10 protein-coding genes are annotated in these 17,355 nt (G+C 43.9%); all 10 read right to left on the bottom strand.

Annotation, left to right across the window (positions count from 1 at the left end):
- Positions 1–16 precede the first annotated feature (16 nt).
- Positions 17–3,154: an efflux RND transporter permease subunit gene (locus tag G9G57_RS02505; protein ID WP_017427125.1), complete on the bottom strand. Its 3,138-nt coding sequence runs from the start codon at positions 3,152–3,154 to the stop codon at positions 17–19.
- Between the two features lie 352 nt (positions 3,155–3,506).
- Positions 3,507–7,520: an S-layer homology domain-containing protein gene (locus tag G9G57_RS02500; protein WP_164964423.1), complete on the bottom strand. Its 4,014-nt coding sequence runs from the start codon at positions 7,518–7,520 to the stop codon at positions 3,507–3,509.
- 190 nt (positions 7,521–7,710) lie between these two features.
- Complete coding sequence (locus G9G57_RS02495) at positions 7,711–8,841, bottom strand: glycosyltransferase family 4 protein (RefSeq protein WP_016822900.1); 1,131 nt, start codon at positions 8,839–8,841, stop codon at positions 7,711–7,713.
- Between the two features lie 137 nt (positions 8,842–8,978).
- The gene (locus G9G57_RS02490) at positions 8,979–9,740 is read right to left on the bottom strand and encodes a WecB/TagA/CpsF family glycosyltransferase (protein WP_016822899.1); all 762 of its coding nucleotides are present in this window, start codon (positions 9,738–9,740) and stop codon (positions 8,979–8,981) included.
- 8 nt (positions 9,741–9,748) lie between these two features.
- On the bottom strand, positions 9,749–10,885 hold the full coding sequence (gene csaB, locus G9G57_RS02485; protein ID WP_016822996.1) for a polysaccharide pyruvyl transferase CsaB: 1,137 nt from the start codon (positions 10,883–10,885) through the stop codon (positions 9,749–9,751).
- Complete coding sequence (locus G9G57_RS02480) at positions 10,861–12,876, bottom strand: DUF5693 family protein (RefSeq protein WP_016822898.1); 2,016 nt, start codon at positions 12,874–12,876, stop codon at positions 10,861–10,863. Before G9G57_RS02480 ends, csaB begins: the two co-directional genes overlap by 25 nt.
- A 261-nt stretch (positions 12,877–13,137) precedes the next feature.
- Positions 13,138–14,856, bottom strand: coding sequence for a phospho-sugar mutase (locus G9G57_RS02475; RefSeq protein ID WP_117288720.1), 1,719 nt, complete (start codon positions 14,854–14,856; stop codon positions 13,138–13,140).
- Positions 14,857–14,953: 97 nt separating this feature from the next.
- On the bottom strand, positions 14,954–15,400 hold the full coding sequence (gene fabZ, locus G9G57_RS02470) for a 3-hydroxyacyl-ACP dehydratase FabZ (protein ID WP_013373420.1): 447 nt from the start codon (positions 15,398–15,400) through the stop codon (positions 14,954–14,956).
- An 897-nt stretch (positions 15,401–16,297) separates the two neighbouring features.
- Positions 16,298–16,510 carry a DNA-directed RNA polymerase subunit beta gene (locus tag G9G57_RS02465; RefSeq protein ID WP_029514471.1) on the bottom strand — a complete coding sequence of 71 codons (213 nt, stop codon included), beginning with the start codon at positions 16,508–16,510 and terminating at the stop codon, positions 16,298–16,300.
- A 10-nt stretch (positions 16,511–16,520) separates the two neighbouring features.
- Positions 16,521–17,348, bottom strand: a complete 828-nt coding sequence (locus tag G9G57_RS02460; protein ID WP_016822895.1) for a flagellar hook-basal body protein — start codon at positions 17,346–17,348, stop codon at positions 16,521–16,523.
- Positions 17,349–17,355: the final 7 nt, after the last annotated feature.

Raw genomic sequence — 17,355 nt, 5'->3', positions numbered from 1 at the left:
GTTTCTCCACCTCACCTTATATATGAACACTTTTTTGTAGTTTCGCTTCTTTTTTCAGTTGTCTCTTTGCTTGCCTTTTCAGTTTACGATCTTTGCGTTTCTGGATAATATTATCCAGTATTACGTAAACAACCGGAATGAGAATCAGTGTAATCAATGCTGCGAAAGACAACCCGAACACAACAACAACTGCCATTGGGGCTTGTGTCTCATTACCATCACCTGTAGCAAATGCCATAGGAATCAAAGCAAGTACGGTAGCGAGTGTTGTCATCAAAATCGGACGCAACCGCTCAGATGCTCCATGAATAATAGCTTCATCTCGATCTTCGCCTTCTTTTCGAAGCTGAATAATGAAATCAATCATAACAATAGCATTGTTGACGACCAAACCGACGAGCATGATATAACCTGTAAAAGCCGAAACACTGAGGCTTGCTCCCGTTACAACTAGACCGATAAGTACACCAATTAACGTAGGCGGAATCGAAAACATAATAACAAACGGTGTGAGCAACGATTCAAACTGTCCTGCCATAACCATATAAATCAGAACTACAGATAGCAGAATAGCTATGGCCAAGTTTATAAAGGACTCCATCATTTGTTCATTTTGCCCGCCCCCCGTATCTGCACTATAGCCTTCTGGGAAGTGGGTGCTCTTCAAAAGAGCATCAATTTTTTGATTGACAGTTAAAATATCCCCTGATCCATCAATGTCAGCTGTAATCTGTACTTGACGCGTCTGATCTTCACGGGTGACACTATCCGGTACAGCACGTTTATCAATACTTGCTACCGAAGATAAAGGTACATCAATCCCTTGTGAAGTGGTGATACGTAATGCATTCAAATAGGACCAGTCATGGCGATCCTGCTCTGGCAAAGATATTTTCACATCGATTTGGTCATCACCTGTGCGATAGCTTGTTGCAACAGATCCATTAAAGGAAGTGTTCACAGCAGATAGAATTTGGGTTGCAGATAAACCATACTGACTAGCAAGTTCTCGATTAACGGTAATCTCATATTCTTCGCGAACCGCATTCAAAGAACTTTTTACATTGACCGTTCCCGGTATATTCTTTACGTCAGCAACGAGATTGTCTGAGAGTTCCCTCAGGACGTCCATATCGTCACCTTTCAGATTAATGTTCACAGCCGATCCACTCGAAAGACCCGTTGCAGACGCCAGTGTAATCTCTGCATCCGGAATACTATCGAATTTCTTACGAAGGCCCTCAACTACAGTATCTGTTGGCTGATGCCCATCCTTCAGCGTTACACTTAGTTGTGCCGAATTGGATGGAGCAGCCCCTGAATAACCAGAAAGACCACCAGAACCAACAGTCACTGTCATTTTGTCCAGATCAGGTACTTTCAGAATTTCTTTTTCTATACCTTGAACAACACTTTCAGTTTCCTCCAGAATTGTTCCGTTAGGAAGTTTCACTGTAACTGAGAATTCCCCAGTATCGGATTCTGGAATAAATTCAGCCTTAACCATAGGAATCAGAGCCCCAGCTGCCACAAACATTAATAACGTAATGATTAGAACAGATTTTCTATGATTAATTCCCCACTTCAGTATACGTCGATAGCCACCCTTAAATTTCTCAAATCCGATATTAAACCACACAATAGGGTTAATACCTTTATAAGTACCTGAAGAATATATGGACTCATCCGGTACGGTAGGCATCCAACGTGAGCCGAGCATTGGCACAATCATAAGGGATACCAGCAAGGCTGCTATATGAGAAAAGATAACAGTTAATGCCAACGGTTTAAACATAACTCCTGCAATTCCGTCAACAAAAACAACTGGTAAAAATACTACAATCTGTGCAAGTGCAGATGCCATAACCGCATTGCCCACTTGCTTGGAACCATCAATAGCTCCTTGTAGCATACTTTTCCCTTCATGTCGTTGCCTAAATATATTTTCAATAATAACAACGGCAAAGTCGACAAAGGATCCTAGCCCCAGAAGCAAACCGCTCAGTGATATAATATTAATAGTTTGTCCGGTGAAATACATCATCATAAACGTTGCTACGAAAGAAATTGGGATAACAATCGTAGCGATAATAGTAGAACGTACACTATTCAAAAATAACAGCAACACAATGGCTGCGATAATAAGCCCTAATATAGCATGCTCTATTAGTGAGTGTACGGAATCGCTAATGGGTTTGGACGCATCAGTTACCATCTCCAGTTGAGTTCCCGGAGGCAGATCCTTCCGTATTGCCTCTAAACTTTCCTTCACCGAATCGGCGATTGAAAGAGTATTTCCTCCTGTTGCTTTCGTTACAGATATATTGATACTCGGCTTTCCATTAAAGGTAGAGATAGTAGTGACTTCTTCTACGGAGTCTTCAACCGTCGCGATATCCTTTAATTTTACACTTCCCTTGCCTACAGGGATTGGCGTTTCGCCCATTTCTGAAACAGCTTTATATTCACCTTGAACGCGAAGTTGGATTTGTGTGTTTCCACGATATACAGAACCAGCAGAGCCAGCAACATTATTAGCCGACAGGGCTTGGCGAATCTGATCCAGCGTAATACCATAGCTTTGAAGCTTGGCCTGATCGACGGTAATCTTCACAAGCCGTTCTTGTCCACCTGACATGTTGGCTGCAGCTACTCCCGCAATTCTTTCAAGCCGCGGCTCGATAATATCTTCAGCAATCGGCTTCAGCTTGTTAATATCCTGGTCTCCTGTAAAAGCGAGAGTAATAACTGGCGTTGCATTGAGATCCACTTTAAGGACACGCGGCGAATTGGCCGCATCTGGAAGAGAACCTCTAATCGTATCAACTTTATCCCTCATATCGAGGGTTGCCTGGTTCATATCTACTCCCCAGTTAAATTGAATCATGACCATAGATGATCCTTCTGAAGACTCGGACGTGATTGTATCCACGTTCTCGATAGAAGCCAAACTCTTTTCAATAGGTTTAGTAACCAATTCCTCAACCTCAGTAGGCGTTGCATTTGGAATACTGGTCACCACTGCAGCGTAAGGCAGCTTCATATCCGGCATATACTCGACAGGAAGCCTTAACGCAAAAATACCGCCCCCGATTAGCAAAGCAACAATTAACATAAATACTGTTACAGGACGGCGTATTGAAAACTGAGACATCTCATCACTCCCCACTCACTTCTCTATGTAATATTTAAGCACACACATCCTCTACTACGATGAAATAGGCGTAAAGTTTCAGATAAATGCGCAAAAAAAACATATAGAAAAATAATAAACACATTTTGAGATAAATTCTTAAAAAAAAGCAATTAATTACAGCTTTTTATGGCAAATCTAAAATGAAAAATGCCTTAGTGCTTATCCAAAGTTTTTACCTCTTTGATATTATGGCATAGGCCCGTAATTCCAGTCAAATAGCTGATTTATAAAAAACATCCCTCTCATGTATATGAAAGGGAATTTCCATTTCGCATGGAGGGATGTTTAATAATTACAGGTTTTTGATTGATTAGATTTTAGGAAGCAGTTTTTTATCAGCCATAACTTTGGCTACAATAATCGCTGCATCTCCGCGCAAGGTCAAGGATGTAGGGTTAAACATATAACCTTTTTTCGGATCACTTGCATCTACAGGAGACCCTGTGATAAAGCCTTTCTTGGCGATAGCCAATACAGATGCTTGCGCATAGTAATCGATCTTGTCCGCATCTTTAAAGGTCTTGGACAGATTTTTCATGATCTTGTCATGATCTGTTTCCAGCTTCAAATTCAATGCCTTGGCGATAATGACTGCTGCATCTTGACGTGTGATTACATCTTCCGGCATAAAGATTCTTGGTTGCGAACCTTTGACAATACCGGCACGCGCAGCTGTTTCAATATAACGATAATCGTAGAGCGCATCTGCGGATATCGTATTTGGAATAGACACGTCGTCGAAATGCTTCGCTCCGCTGAAATTAAGCGGAATTTGCAGACCTTTGACGATCATCGACGTGAATTCGCCTCTTTTAATATAGCTGTCAGGTCCAAAGCTATTAATTGGATCCATTGGGTTCATAACACCTTTAGCCAAGATCGCTTCGATGTAATCTCTGGCGTACTTGTGCTTAATGACATCACTATATGTTTCTCCAACCTTAGCAACTACATAATAGCCAAAACGATCAAACGGTACTTTAATGGTATGTTTCTTCGGATCCACCACACCACCAATGTTCTGCCAATCCTTCAAATCAGGATCAAAAAAGAACACCGTCATTTGTTTCCCTGCATCCTGAGCAATACTGCTATCATACGTCAGCGTCAATGTAGCACGCTTGGAAGGTACCAGCTCGTTGGATGGGTCACGCCAGTAGAAGTTTTTAATCTTGCTACTGTCATTTTGCGATTTGTTTGCCAATTGATATGGATCGGCACCATACGTTACCGGATCGTAAGCATCTGTTTTGATATCATCTGCTGTACCTGGGTCAATCCAGAATACTGGACTGGACTTGGTAAAGCGACTTGGGAAATCTCTGTTGAAGTATCTACTTCCATCAGCAATCAAACTCTGCATGTCGGACAATGCTTTTTCAGTTTCAAATTCATGACGGTCTACCACACCATCTTCGCTATTCGCGATCGCAAAGTACAAAGTATGACCAGAGAAAACCTGGTTTTTGAATTGCTGTGGTTGATCGTAATCCCGACGGATCAGGCTCGTTCCCTTTGCAAAAGCAAGTGTAAGATTACCATCAAACACTTTGTGCGATGTTTTCATCGCTTCCATGTACTGCTCGCCAGGAATATTAGTAGGCACATATTTAACAGTAATGGTCTGTTTTAATTTTTCCTTACCTACTGTAACCACTACATCAATTTTATTATCTTTGTTGGCTTTTAGACCTGTTACGATGGCTTTGTAAGTTGATGGGTAATCCACAGTACCATCATAATCAGAGTCGAATCCTTCTTGAACTGCTGTTTCCTTACCTACTGTAACACTATCTGCATTACCTGCGTTTACAACAACTTGCACAAAGTTTTGATTCACGATCCGTTTTTCAGGAAGCGGACGCAAGATATCAAAAGATGTGGATTGACCAGATACTTGCAGTCGGAAAGTAGCAAACGGTCCGCTCTTGCCACTGTTGTACAAGGTAATGTTATAAGCTACTGGCGTTCCATCTTGCGAAATAGTTTGGTTTTTCAATACAAAGCTGAAATACTTTTTGTCCGGATGGTAGTATACGAGCAGGTCTTTTAAATCTTTGCTTGTAAACTTATCCGTAGTAGCACCAGAGTTGTATGCCGTTTTGGCATCTTCTGCTGAGAAGAACTCGTTATTCAGCGTCCAGTTTACCTCACTGTCGTCTGATCCCTTAATTTCTAAAATGTATTGATCTTTATTGGCAATATCACTTAAAGAACCACTCACCTGGTCCGCTTTACCCAAATCAGCAATACTGAAAGTACCAAAGATATTGATATTTTTCAGCGATGTATTGTAGTTAGTGTCATCTACTTTAGTGAAATTTGCATCTTTTGCTTTCGGCGCAATTTCGCTATATTTCGGCGTATTGCTCAAGCCGCTAACAGGTGTAAAAGGAATAATGCCTTGTGTGTTTGGAACAGGAATTACTGGAATATTCGTTTGTGTAAAGTTTACTTTTACCGTATTGCTATACTCAATACCTGGCTTGAACACAAACTTGATTTCATTATTTCCGTTTGCCAGTGCGTTGGCAGCCGCATCATACGAAGAAGCAGCCAGCTTAAAGTTCGCTCCTGAGCCTTCAAGGTCAACTAATACGTTGTTCACATACAAAAATATGTTTCGGTTACTGCCAGTGTAGTGAATATCAGCTGCATTACTTACATCCAGCAATTTACCTTTAAAATAACCCAACTGATTCAGTTTATACGTATTTAAGTTTGCACTCGATGTATTCAACGGAATTTGTTGACCATCATAAATCGTATCGTATTTCATGAATGGACCCTGCAATAAGTTTACAGTTGCCTTAATCAATTTGCTTGAGTCACCATTCAGGTAGAAATTCAGGACGTTTTGTCCTTCTTTAGGCAAAGTATCTACATAAGCAACAACTTTCTTCACTTGTGTTGACTTACCATTGATTGTCCGAATCACATCTTGGGAGCCCACGGTATGGACGGTTACACCAGAAAGCTCGCTAATTGAACTAGGTGTACCATTAACAATGATAAACTCCATACCTACAGGTACAGATGGAGCATCTGTAGTCTTGTTCTTCATAGAACTTCCTGTTAATTTCATAGCTTCATCTATGGCAGCAGCTTGATCAGACCCGCTACCATTAATTCTACTTAACAGCTGATTATTAAAATCAGGGAGAAAGTTCACGTCGTCAATATAAGGCTGAGTGCTACTGCGCAATGTAAATTGAACCGCAGATGCATTGGAGCTTGTTCCATCTGCAAACCCTACACTCAGGGATGCACGAATCAAGTGGTCAGTTACGATACCATCAGGCACAGTTACCTGGAACGGATATACTTTGTAACCACTAGATGTAACCACATTCGCTGTATCAATCGTAGCATCAATTCCATTGGTATCCCCGATTGCGCTACCGTTATTACTTACATCCGTAAATCTAGCATTAATTTTGCTCACTACTGGATCAGTTGCTCCGGAAGGAACCAAAACATTACCTTTCAAAACCACGCCGCTTGTAGACGATACAGTAAAGTCAGGCGAAGTCGTCAGATCAGCAGACACATTGCCGTCCTTATTCAAAGTCAGATCAGAAAATTCAGGTTTCCCCGTATAAATCGTAATCTCACGCGTAACCGTAAGAGCCTGAGTTCCGTTGTTCACTTTAATCGTCACTATATTTTTACCCGGACTGAGTACAACACTACCTGTTAGTTTATAGCCGGTATAAGAGGAGACATTATACGAATTACTGCTTTTTGTTGAAGTGAGCGTTACACTGTCAGCATTAGGAGCTGTACCTTGAATGACTACTTTCACGTCATCTGTGCCGCTATTTTTTGCATCTGTCAGCACTGCTGTCTGATTCTCTAGCAACTGCTGGGTTTGGCCATTCAGCGTAGCAGACAGATCATATAGCTTGGGTCCATCCTGATACTCAATGTAAATGGAATCCTTCATTTCGGCTGAATTTTGACTGCTTTGGAATGTAATTCGGTTCAAACCAGGGAACAGTTTAATATCTGAAATTTGAATTGCAGAGCCATTGACCGTAATTCCGCCCTTTTGACTCTCATTTTTATTAACTACTGTAAGGTTTGTTCCATTTTTGGAGAGTTGGAATACACTATAAGATATAGTACTTCCATTCACTCCGTTAATCGTACCGTTAACTGTAACACGGTCGGTGTTTACCATTCTAGCCGAATCCGCATCATATTTTTCATTTGGAAAAATGAAATAAGTTCCTGTCGCAGCATGAGCCGTACCTACCAGGGCCGCCGGCACCAAGCCAATGATGAGACCAACCGTCAGCAACATGGATAGCAATCGTTTCAAATCATTGTCCTCCTTTGATTCTGTCGCACCTTGGGGTACGTAATCATTCATTACTTTTTTTATCGGTAGCAAACATACAAAAAATTAGTAAATTCTCAAAAAAGGAGGGAGTTTTTTTACAGCAAACATCAAAAAAGCCTTCAAACCCGCGGTATACCGCTAAGCTTGAAGGCTTACATTTAAATTAAAATTATAATTTCGATCGCGTCTGGGAATCTGGCTTAGCCAACAACCGAATTAGTGTGTTAAGAACAGGACGTTTGGTTTTGCCAACGAGCCCAATAACTTCTGCCCCGATCTGTAGGAAGAACATCATGATACATATCACGACAAAGGTGACCCAGTTGGCTTCATTAAGCGCAGCCGACGATTGAATCACGGCTAATATACCGAAAAATACAGCAATACCGTAGATAATCAACACCGTCTGTCTGTGGCTGAAGCCTAGTTCGCGTAAGCAGTGATGCAAATGACCTTTATCCGGTGAGAATATCGGTTTTTTCTGCAACTTGCGACGAATAATAGCAAAGAATGTATCTGACAAAGGCACACCGATAATAATCAATGGCGTAATAAATGATACGATAGCAATTTGCTTGAACCCAAGCATTGAAAGCATAGCCAGAGAGAAACCTAAAAATAAGGACCCTGTATCACCCATAAATATTTTTGCAGGATGAAAGTTGAAAAACAAAAATCCAATAATACTGCCCAACAGCACAAGGCAAAGCATGGCTACCATGTAATTGCCCATTAGTAGTGACATCACAGCGATCGTTCCAATCGCAATTCCTGAGACACCTGCAGCCAGTCCATCCAGACCGTCAATCAAATTGATTGCATTGGTCACACCTACGATCCAAAAAATCGTAAGCGGAATGGAAATCCAGCTTTCTAAAGAAGAGTATGCATCTTGAAAAGGTACATTTACAAAATCCACACGAATATCAAAAGCAAACACGACCATACACGCCACGGCAATTTGAGCCAAAAATTTCAATTTCGCATTAAGATCAAGACGATCATCGAGAGCACCGATCAATGTAATCAACGTACCGCCAATCAGAAAGGCTGCAATAAAGTTAATATCCCGCGAGGACAGCATTCCGTCAGGCACAAAAGGTAACATCGCCAATAAGGACAACAGAAATGCCAAGAAAATCCCCAGACCGCCAAGACGCGGCATAATTCGGGTATGTACTTTTCGGGCATTCGGCACATCGACGGCTCCAACCTTCACAGCAAATCTCTTGACGAGCGGTGTCAGTAACAGCGCAAGTCCCAGTGCCATGATGAAACCAATAATATAGATCAATAACATTTGATCATTCGACCCCCAATTTTAAAGCAATGCCTTTTCAGATGTAACCGCATTGAATTATACTCTGATCAAAAATAAATACCAAGCCTCATATTCTGGCAAATTAGCGGGTTTTAAAGGCAGATTCAAGCTATTTATCACACTTTTGTGACGTTTTCTTTTTCACGCATCACTTTCACTGCGAATTTCGGCAACGCAAGCATTCTTTTGTAACGAGTGGGCTCTTTTAGAAGTCTATATAACCACTCGGCTCGTAGCTTTTGAAACAGTTTAGGTGCGCGTTTTGTTTTGCCTGATATAACATCAAAACTACCGCCGACCCCCATCATCACCGGCACACCAAGTTTATCCTTGTATTTACCAATCCAAGGTTCCTGTGTGTCCGCTCCACGTGCTACAAACAACAAATCAGGGTTCGCTTCACGAATAGCCGCAATCACTGCTTCGTCCTCGTTAGGACCAAAAAAACCATCGCGCTTGCCACAAACCGTAATTCCAGGATAAAGCTCATGTACCCGCTGAGCGGTCGCCTGAATCACTTCAGGCGTCGATCCAAGTAAGTAAACTTTCCAATGATAGTTTTCTCCAGCTGCGAGCAATTCATGTAACAAGTCAAAACCCGCCACCCTCTCGGGTACAGGATGCCCAACATAGTTTGCAGCCCAGACCACACCAGTTCCATCCGGAACAATCAACTCTGCCTGTTTCATCACATTCATATACACTGGATCTTCCAATGCAGCCATTACCATAATCGGATTGGCAGTGATCACTTGATGGGGGCGGCGAGACTTCACCGCCTGAATTAATACATTTAATGTATCTTTCATATTAAGCCTTGATACCTGAACACCGAAAATCGGGACGGTAGGCACACTCGTAACCTTATCAACTGTCACTGTATCCATCATCCTTTGCGACACAAGTAATTAACGATATGTTGTGCTGGTAAGCGAGCCTCACTTTTTAACAAAGCAATTGCTGCCCCCTGGCTCTCAATCCATTGACTGCGCTGATCCAGCAGTCGTATGGACTCATTAGCCAACTTTTGCCCATCCAGTGCATCTGTAGTACCTACAGGCTGGCTACCAACACGGCTGAGGAAATGATCAATTTTGGGATCGTAAGATATCCCCAACGGGGGCACCTGATGGGACGCTGCATAAATTAAGCTGTGCAGCCTCATCCCAATCATCAAACTACATCTGCTGACTTCCAAAAGCATCTGTTGCGGATCGGTAACTTGTTCACACATGCTGACAAGGCTTCCCGTCCCCCTAATATCCCCCAACAAATCCATTACCATCCTTGAAGCCTGTACGTCGTCAGGTAAATGGAATGGCAAGAAACGCAAGTGAACACGGCGTTCCGCGGCTAATCTTTTTAAGCCGTCTGCAATAGCCGTTAAATCGCGTTGTTCCTTATCCCAGTAGCGTACAGACACACCAACAACCGGGAGTTTATCCTCATCAGTCTCAGTTGCTGCATTATGCAGCTCGGAACCTGAGGGCAAAGGAAGCCCCATTACAGGGTCAGGAACAACATGAACAACCGGGCGTTTCAGTTTCATGGTACCCAGCAAAGCAGCAGATTGCTCATCTCTGACGGAAACATATTCACAGCGTTGAAACACAGATCGGATCATAGGATAAAATATCTTCCGCTGTACCGGGCCCATGCCCTGAGCGTATACAAACGTAGGCTTTCCAGCCCATTGAGCCAGTTTCAGAATCGCTAGATAATAAGGAATGCTTTTAGGGCTTGTAGCATCCTGGAGCAGACTCCCGCCGCCACTAATTAGCCCATCGCTGTTTTTAATCGCTCTCCGCACTTCTCCTAGGCTCATACGCGGAACAGCTTCTACTCCGTACATTTTCTGTGTCCAAGCAGGGTCAGAAGATAGAACAACAGGCTTGACCGTAATCCCCGCCTGACGACTCTCCTCTTCTAAAGCAGTCAGAATCGACTTGAGCACCGCTTCATCCCCACTATTGCGAAACCCGTAATAACCCGAGATTATTATCGTTTTAGCTGTGGTGACCATTTCTTCCAACATCCTTCCAGCACTTGCCACACGACAATTGCGATGATTCCCAGCACCAGACCCAATCCCAATCCCAACAGCCCGCGACTAAGCGAGAGTGCAGCTGGAGAGTGAATGTGAGCGAAGGTATCCACCATCGAGGCTTGACCAATAGCAGCTATGATCAGCAAATAGATTGCTTTGCGATATTTCAAAGCCAAGAATATCCCTGCAATAAACAATGGGTGAGCCATTAAAAATTCCTTATTACGCGGGCGTACACCAAACGCATTCTCAAGGAAATTACGGAAAACCAGCTCTGTGTTCGACACCGTACCTGCGTTTCCAGTACGAGTCAAATAGTAGTAGCCTGCCGCTGCGATAACAGCCAATGCGATAACCCACAATACAGTAATCGGCGTACGTAACAGTTTGGAGATTTCCTCCCGTATAGAAACGCCACGATAAAAGAAAATATAAATCGCAGCCAAGAAGATCGGCAGAATGTGAAGCAAGCTTACACCTCTAAATTGGTTTAACACCAGACTGTAGGCAATGCTGTTCAACAGTGCAATAACAAAAGGCACTGCAGCCAGCGACAAGATCGATGTCTGTACGTATAGTATAAGCGTTTGACTCAAACGTTGACCTACAGAAAGTTCAGGCCCCTGTTCACGTTTAATTCTGATCGTACGCACTACAATGATCATTGCAACCGTAGGTCCGCTAATCGCTGCGAGCAGCGCCAAACCTTGTTCCATTAAGCTGGAGTTCAAAACATAAAGCCCAGCAGAGCCTACCAACCCCAGTGCAAATGCAAGCAGAGTCAATGCCGGAACGAAATAGGACACCATTATGGAGAAGAAAGCTAGTGCACCCAGTACGACGATCATTTTGAGATAGCGCTGAATGGAAGAATCGACCACTTGGAACGGTTCAGCTTGTCCAAGTTCAAACCCTTTTTTCTCCATTCGTTGTACAGCGTTGCCCGGTTTGTCTAAGCTGTGAATCAGGTTGTCAACCGAGTCTTTCACCTTGGCCTCGGCAACACTACGACTAGGCGCGGTATTCAGATACAACATGCGAATATTCCGATCCTTGGTGGCCAGTGCAAAACGATCGGCCAACGTTTCCACATCGAGTGTTGCATCTTTATCACTCAATGAGTAGAGACGCACAACATTATAATGGATATCGTAAGCGAGCTTATTGAAGCCTGCCTGCGGTTTTTTTAAGTTTTCAATAGCAGCTAGGCCAATATCGTATTTGTTCAGCAATTTAGCAAATGCCGCTAAGCTATGCTCTTTCTCATTATCAGTAAAGCCTTTGACTGAATCACCTTCAAACAAAATGCGTTTTACACCATTTTGCTGAAAGGAAGCCAGCATCTCTTCCGTCAACTCCTGGTTATAGGGAAGGCTGTCACTCATGCGTGGAACAATAAAAAATCCTTTGCTCCGAAGCTGCTTCATAGCAATCGGGTCAGGCTGCATAGGCTTGAGATACGCATCCTCGGGGGATGTTTCCACAACAAGCCCCTCCTGTCCCTGATAACTCCATGGCTTTACGTTGATGCCCAGACTTGTAAACGTACGTAAAATTAACGGCTTTAGTGCCTCAGCATTTTCTTTGTCAGCGAAAACAACGTACGTATAATTCTCATTTGCAGGTGAAAGACGTTTTTCTAGATCCGCAACATTCTGAGTCGTATATGTTACAATACGGCCCGCTTTACGGAAATCATCCAGCGTACTTTCATACATCGCCATGCTGTTCACACCAGCCTGTTGTAAGCGGTCAAGCTGCTCATTCAGATAGTCCTGCGGATGAGCCTGATACGAAGCCGCCTCCGTCAAATCCCGATAATCGAATACAATCTCTACTTTTTTACTCGAGGATTCTGTCTTTACACGATCGGCGATGACTGGAATGGAAGCCAGCAAGCCAACAGCGACCAGAATCCACAACCATTTTCGAGAAGCCGTATTCCAATACTGCCATTTCTGATACACCAAAGAACCTCCTTAATATTCGGGATTTTGCAAAATTCAATGCTGCCCACTTGCCATTCTGCCCTTTAGGTAGGTCACTCATTGAATTTTGCAAAATCCTCCGTTGCCGGAATAAGCCTATTTTTCCAAAGCCTCTTCCAGGTTATTCTGCAATACAGAGAAATGACCTCCACGGCGTACTGCCCTTTGCCGTGAGAGGTCACCGATTACTCATTTCATATTCTAATTACCTTAACCTATTCTATTATAAAGGGAATTTTCTCAAGCGTCTACGCGAGCCATAACAGCATCGACCAGCTGACCGATTCTTTGCTCCGCGTCTGACAGCGAGGAACCACGTACTGCAAAATATACTTTGATTTTAGGCTCTGTGCCCGAAGGACGCAGGCAGAACCATGAACCGTCCTCCAATAAAAACTTGAGTACGTTTTCCTGCGGAAGTCCGTCCAGGCCTTGTGAGTAGTCCAGTACTTTGTCTACCTTCACACCTGCAATCTCTTGAGGTGCGTTGCTGCGCCAATCCGTCATTTTGCCCTGAATTTGCTCCACTCCATTCTTCCCCTTGAGTGTACGAGACTCCAGCTTCTCAAGGAAGTAGCCAAACTGCTCGTACAGCTCTTGTAAAACATCATAGAGCGTCTTGCCTTGCGTGCTGTAATAAGCAGCAGCTTCAGCGATCAGCATGGCCGCCAAAACAGCATCCTTGTCACGAGCATAATTTCCTGCCAGATAGCCGTAGCTCTCTTCATAGCCAAACAGGTAGGTATACTCGCCAGTTTGGTCAAACTGGTTCATTTTCTCGCCAATATACTTGAAGCCAGTTAGCGTGTTAAACACTGTTGCTCCAAAATGCTCAGCAATAACTGCACCCATTTCGCTAGTTACGATGGTTTTGATAACTGCACCATTATTCGGAAGCTTGCCGGTTTCTTTCAGTTGATTCAGCAAGTAGTAAACCATAATGGCGCCGGACTGATTACCGGACAAGACCACATATTCGCCATCACGGTTTTTCACAACTGCCCCCATACGGTCAGCATCAGGGTCTGTTCCGATCAACAGATCTGCACCAATTTTCTCACCCAGCGCAATGGCCAGCTTGAACGCATCACGTTCTTCCGGATTAGGCGACTTAACGGTCGAAAATTCTGCATCTGGCTGCTCTTGTTCAGGCACAATATGCACCTGTTCATAACCAATTTTTTCCAGTACACGACGAACAGGTATATTTCCAGTGCCATGAAGAGGTGTAAACACAACTTTGAAGTTCTTGCCCGGTCCAGCTGCAATCAGTTCTCGGTTCACACTCACACTGGCTACCGTATCTACAAACGCTTCATCTTCCTCTTCTCCAAGCCAAACCAACAATCCCTGCGCCTCTGCTTCTTCACGTGTCAGACTTTTGATGTCAGCAAAAGAAGGAACCTCACGAATATAGCCAATCACCTTTTCAGCCTGATCAGGAACAAGCTGACCACCTTCATTATTGTATACCTTGTAACCATTATACTCGGGAGGATTGTGGCTCGCCGTTACAACGATTCCTCCACTGGCTCCCAAATGACGTACACTAAACGAAAGCTGTGGTGTTGGACGCAAGGAAGGGAACAACTTAGCTACGATACCATTGCCCGCCAACACCAAAGCTGCATCCAAAGCAAACTCTGGCGAAAAATGACGCGAATCATGTGCAATGACAACTGAAGGTTTTCCTTCTTTGCCAGCATGCTGCTCTAAAATATAGCGAGCGAGTCCTTGAGTCGCACGTCCAATCACATAACGATTCATCCGGTTACTGCCTGCCCCGATCACTCCACGCAGACCGCCTGTACCGAATTCCAGTTCTTTGTAAAAACGATCCTCTAGTTCCTGGTCGTTGCCTTGCAATGCGCGCAACTCCTGTTTGGTTTCTTCATCAATATAAGGGTCTTGCAGCCAGCTCTCAATGCCTTCTAATGCTTTTTTACTCAACTGCGTCATACGGAATTTCCCCTCTCCATTTTTGGGTTGTCAAAACAGGATCTCTATGTACACATGCACTCGGTTCAGACGTCGTGCTTATGTCGGCAGGGCTTGTCTATTGTGGTGGGTCTGATAAAGCAAACATAATCTCGCCCTCAGCTACTACCGTGTCGCCCACTTTCGCCGTAGCTTTCCCTTTGCCAAAAGCGCCTTTGGAACGAGTAATTTCCACTTCAAGTGTCAGCGTATCCCCAGGGACTACCTGCCCACGGAAACGGAAACCGTCCAACCCTGCCAAAAAGCCGATTTTGCCGCGATTGCTCTCTAGGTGCAGTAATGCGACTGCTCCGACTTGAGCCAACGCTTCAGTGATCAACACACCAGGCATAACGGGATAACCCGGAAAATGTCCAATGAAATGAGGCTCAGTCATCGTTACATTTTTAATGCCTACTGCTCTCTTCCCTTCCTCCAGTTCAATAATACGGTCCACCAACAAAAATGGCGGTCGATGCGGAATAATCTCCTGAATTTGATTAACATCCAATTGCAATTTGTCCATTTAGCTTAATAACTCCTCCCGCTTGCAGATTTCACTCTGTTCAGCCAGAGTTACTGCAAGCATAATATTACCCCGCTAACGCTGTATAAAAACAGCTCATCACGGCAACAATGTTAGATATCCTTCACCTACTGCAGAAGTGAAGGTTGAGATAAGGGGCTTTTTCCGCCGATTACGCAACCAGAGGCGAGAAGAAGCCCTTTTGCTCGTGCTTGGTTTTACCCCGCAGTGTTATAAACTCCCCATCATTATACATTCATCAGGTGCAAAAAGAAAATTATGCGGAAGTACCATATTTGTTGCTCCTATTATGGAGTGAAGCGAAGTTTCAATTGAGTCAAGGTGAGCAGGCTACGGGGGATGGATCATTCTTCCGATCGCTGTTATCCTCAGATTTTCCATTATATAAAACCCGAAAGGGTTAAAATCCGAGGATAAAGGCGAACGCTATCGCTTCTTCAGAACGATTCCATCCCCTCCGCCAAGTTATTTTTGGCTCATAAAGAAAGCTCGCTTCAATAATACTCGCTTGTCGTGAAGGGCAGAGAAACAATCGGAGGGCTCTGCGAATGGCCTACATTGGCCGCAATCCATGCGTGCTACGCTGGCGGCTCTTGCCGTCGGCGACATAACAAAACCCTGCGCCACTGGCACAGGGTTTTGCTTTCTATACTCCCCACACAATTGCGGGTTGATTTACCTTTACAAAAGTGGACAATGGCGGGTAGCAGCGGAACGAAGGATTTGAATCTGGAGAAGCGTAAGTGTTCGCCTTTGCAACTGGATTTTTACATCTAAATAGCTTTAATAATATGAAAATTCCGTTGCAACAGCGATCGTAAGATCAAATCATTCGCGGAGCGGTCTTTTCCCACCACAGCCACTTTTTTAAGTAAACTAAGGCGCAAATATAAGATCAATGACATGCTGCCAGGTTTTCCATTCAAATACGCCTGCCAGCCCTTGCTTACCTACAATTACATATCCTGCAATTAGGCCGCCTAACAGCGAGAACAGAAGCAACAACGGAACTACGAAATAACGAACAGTACGCCAGCGGGATTTAGTCTTTTCAGGCATCGGACGGGAATCAGATTGTTCTTCCTTCATCACCAAATCCTTAAGCCCTCAAATTGTTAGCCAGGTTCATCATGGTATCGCTAGAGGTTAATGCCCGTGCCGCCATTTGATACATCCGCTGGACTTGCATCATATCCGTCATTTCGCCCGCTAAATCCACATTAGACTCCTCAAGATAACCGGAACGCACAGATACGTCCGTTGGAACAGCACCTGCCACCCCTGCTGCACCGAATACGTCGGCTTCTGTCACGCCATTTGCTAACACAAACAGGTTATCATCCCGCTGTTGCAAACCTTCTGGACGCTGTACATCCATTAGCTTAATTCGCTGACCAACTGTCGGAGCGCCAGTTCCATTAGCACGAATCAGCAATTCGCCATCGGAGTTAATAGCTACTTTGGAACCCGCTGGTGCAGTCACAGGAACATCGTTATTATCCAGCACAGAATAACCTTCGGCAGTGGTCAACATCATCGTCTCATTATCATTCGGATCAGGAATAAAATGAAAGCTGCCATCACGCGTCCAAGCTTTTTGCCCATTTCCTTGGATTTCAAACAAAGCATTCCCCTGGATCGCCAGATCGGTAGGAAGTCCCGTCTCCTTGAGCGGACCTTGCTCCATATTTTTCATAATTGCGGTCGTTTTGACTCCGTAGCCCAAATTATAGCCGAGCGGCATCGCCCGTCCATTTTGGAGATACGTCGAAGGCTGTTGCTGCACATTAGCCAATACATCTTCAAAGGAACCCTGTTTACTCTTATAACCAACTGTATTGACATTGGCGATATTATCGGCAATTAAATCCAAACGCTGCTGCACACTGGCCATAGACACCATTGCGCCAATCATGGAGTTGTTCATCACTTAC

This window comes from Paenibacillus sp. EKM211P (assembly GCF_011066175.1).
Lineage (GTDB): Bacteria > Bacillota > Bacilli > Paenibacillales > Paenibacillaceae > Paenibacillus > Paenibacillus polymyxa.
Note: the sequence above shows the minus strand (reverse complement) of the source record. Positions and strands in the feature narration are given on the sequence as shown.

Coding starts and splice junctions, on each gene's coding strand:
- G9G57_RS02505 (WP_017427125.1), bottom strand. CDS start 3,154: ATGTCTCAGTTTTCAATACGCCGTCCTGTAACAGTATTTATGTTAATT.
- G9G57_RS02495 (WP_016822900.1), bottom strand. CDS start 8,841: ATGTTATTGATCTATATTATTGGTTTCATCATGGCACTGGGACTTGCG.
- csaB (WP_016822996.1), bottom strand. CDS start 10,885: ATGGTCACCACAGCTAAAACGATAATAATCTCGGGTTATTACGGGTTT.
- G9G57_RS02475 (WP_117288720.1), bottom strand. CDS start 14,856: ATGACGCAGTTGAGTAAAAAAGCATTAGAAGGCATTGAGAGCTGGCTG.
- fabZ (WP_013373420.1), bottom strand. CDS start 15,400: ATGGACAAATTGCAATTGGATGTTAATCAAATTCAGGAGATTATTCCG.
- G9G57_RS02465 (WP_029514471.1), bottom strand. CDS start 16,510: ATGAAGGAAGAACAATCTGATTCCCGTCCGATGCCTGAAAAGACTAAA.
- G9G57_RS02460 (WP_016822895.1), bottom strand. CDS start 17,348: ATGAACAACTCCATGATTGGCGCAATGGTGTCTATGGCCAGTGTGCAG.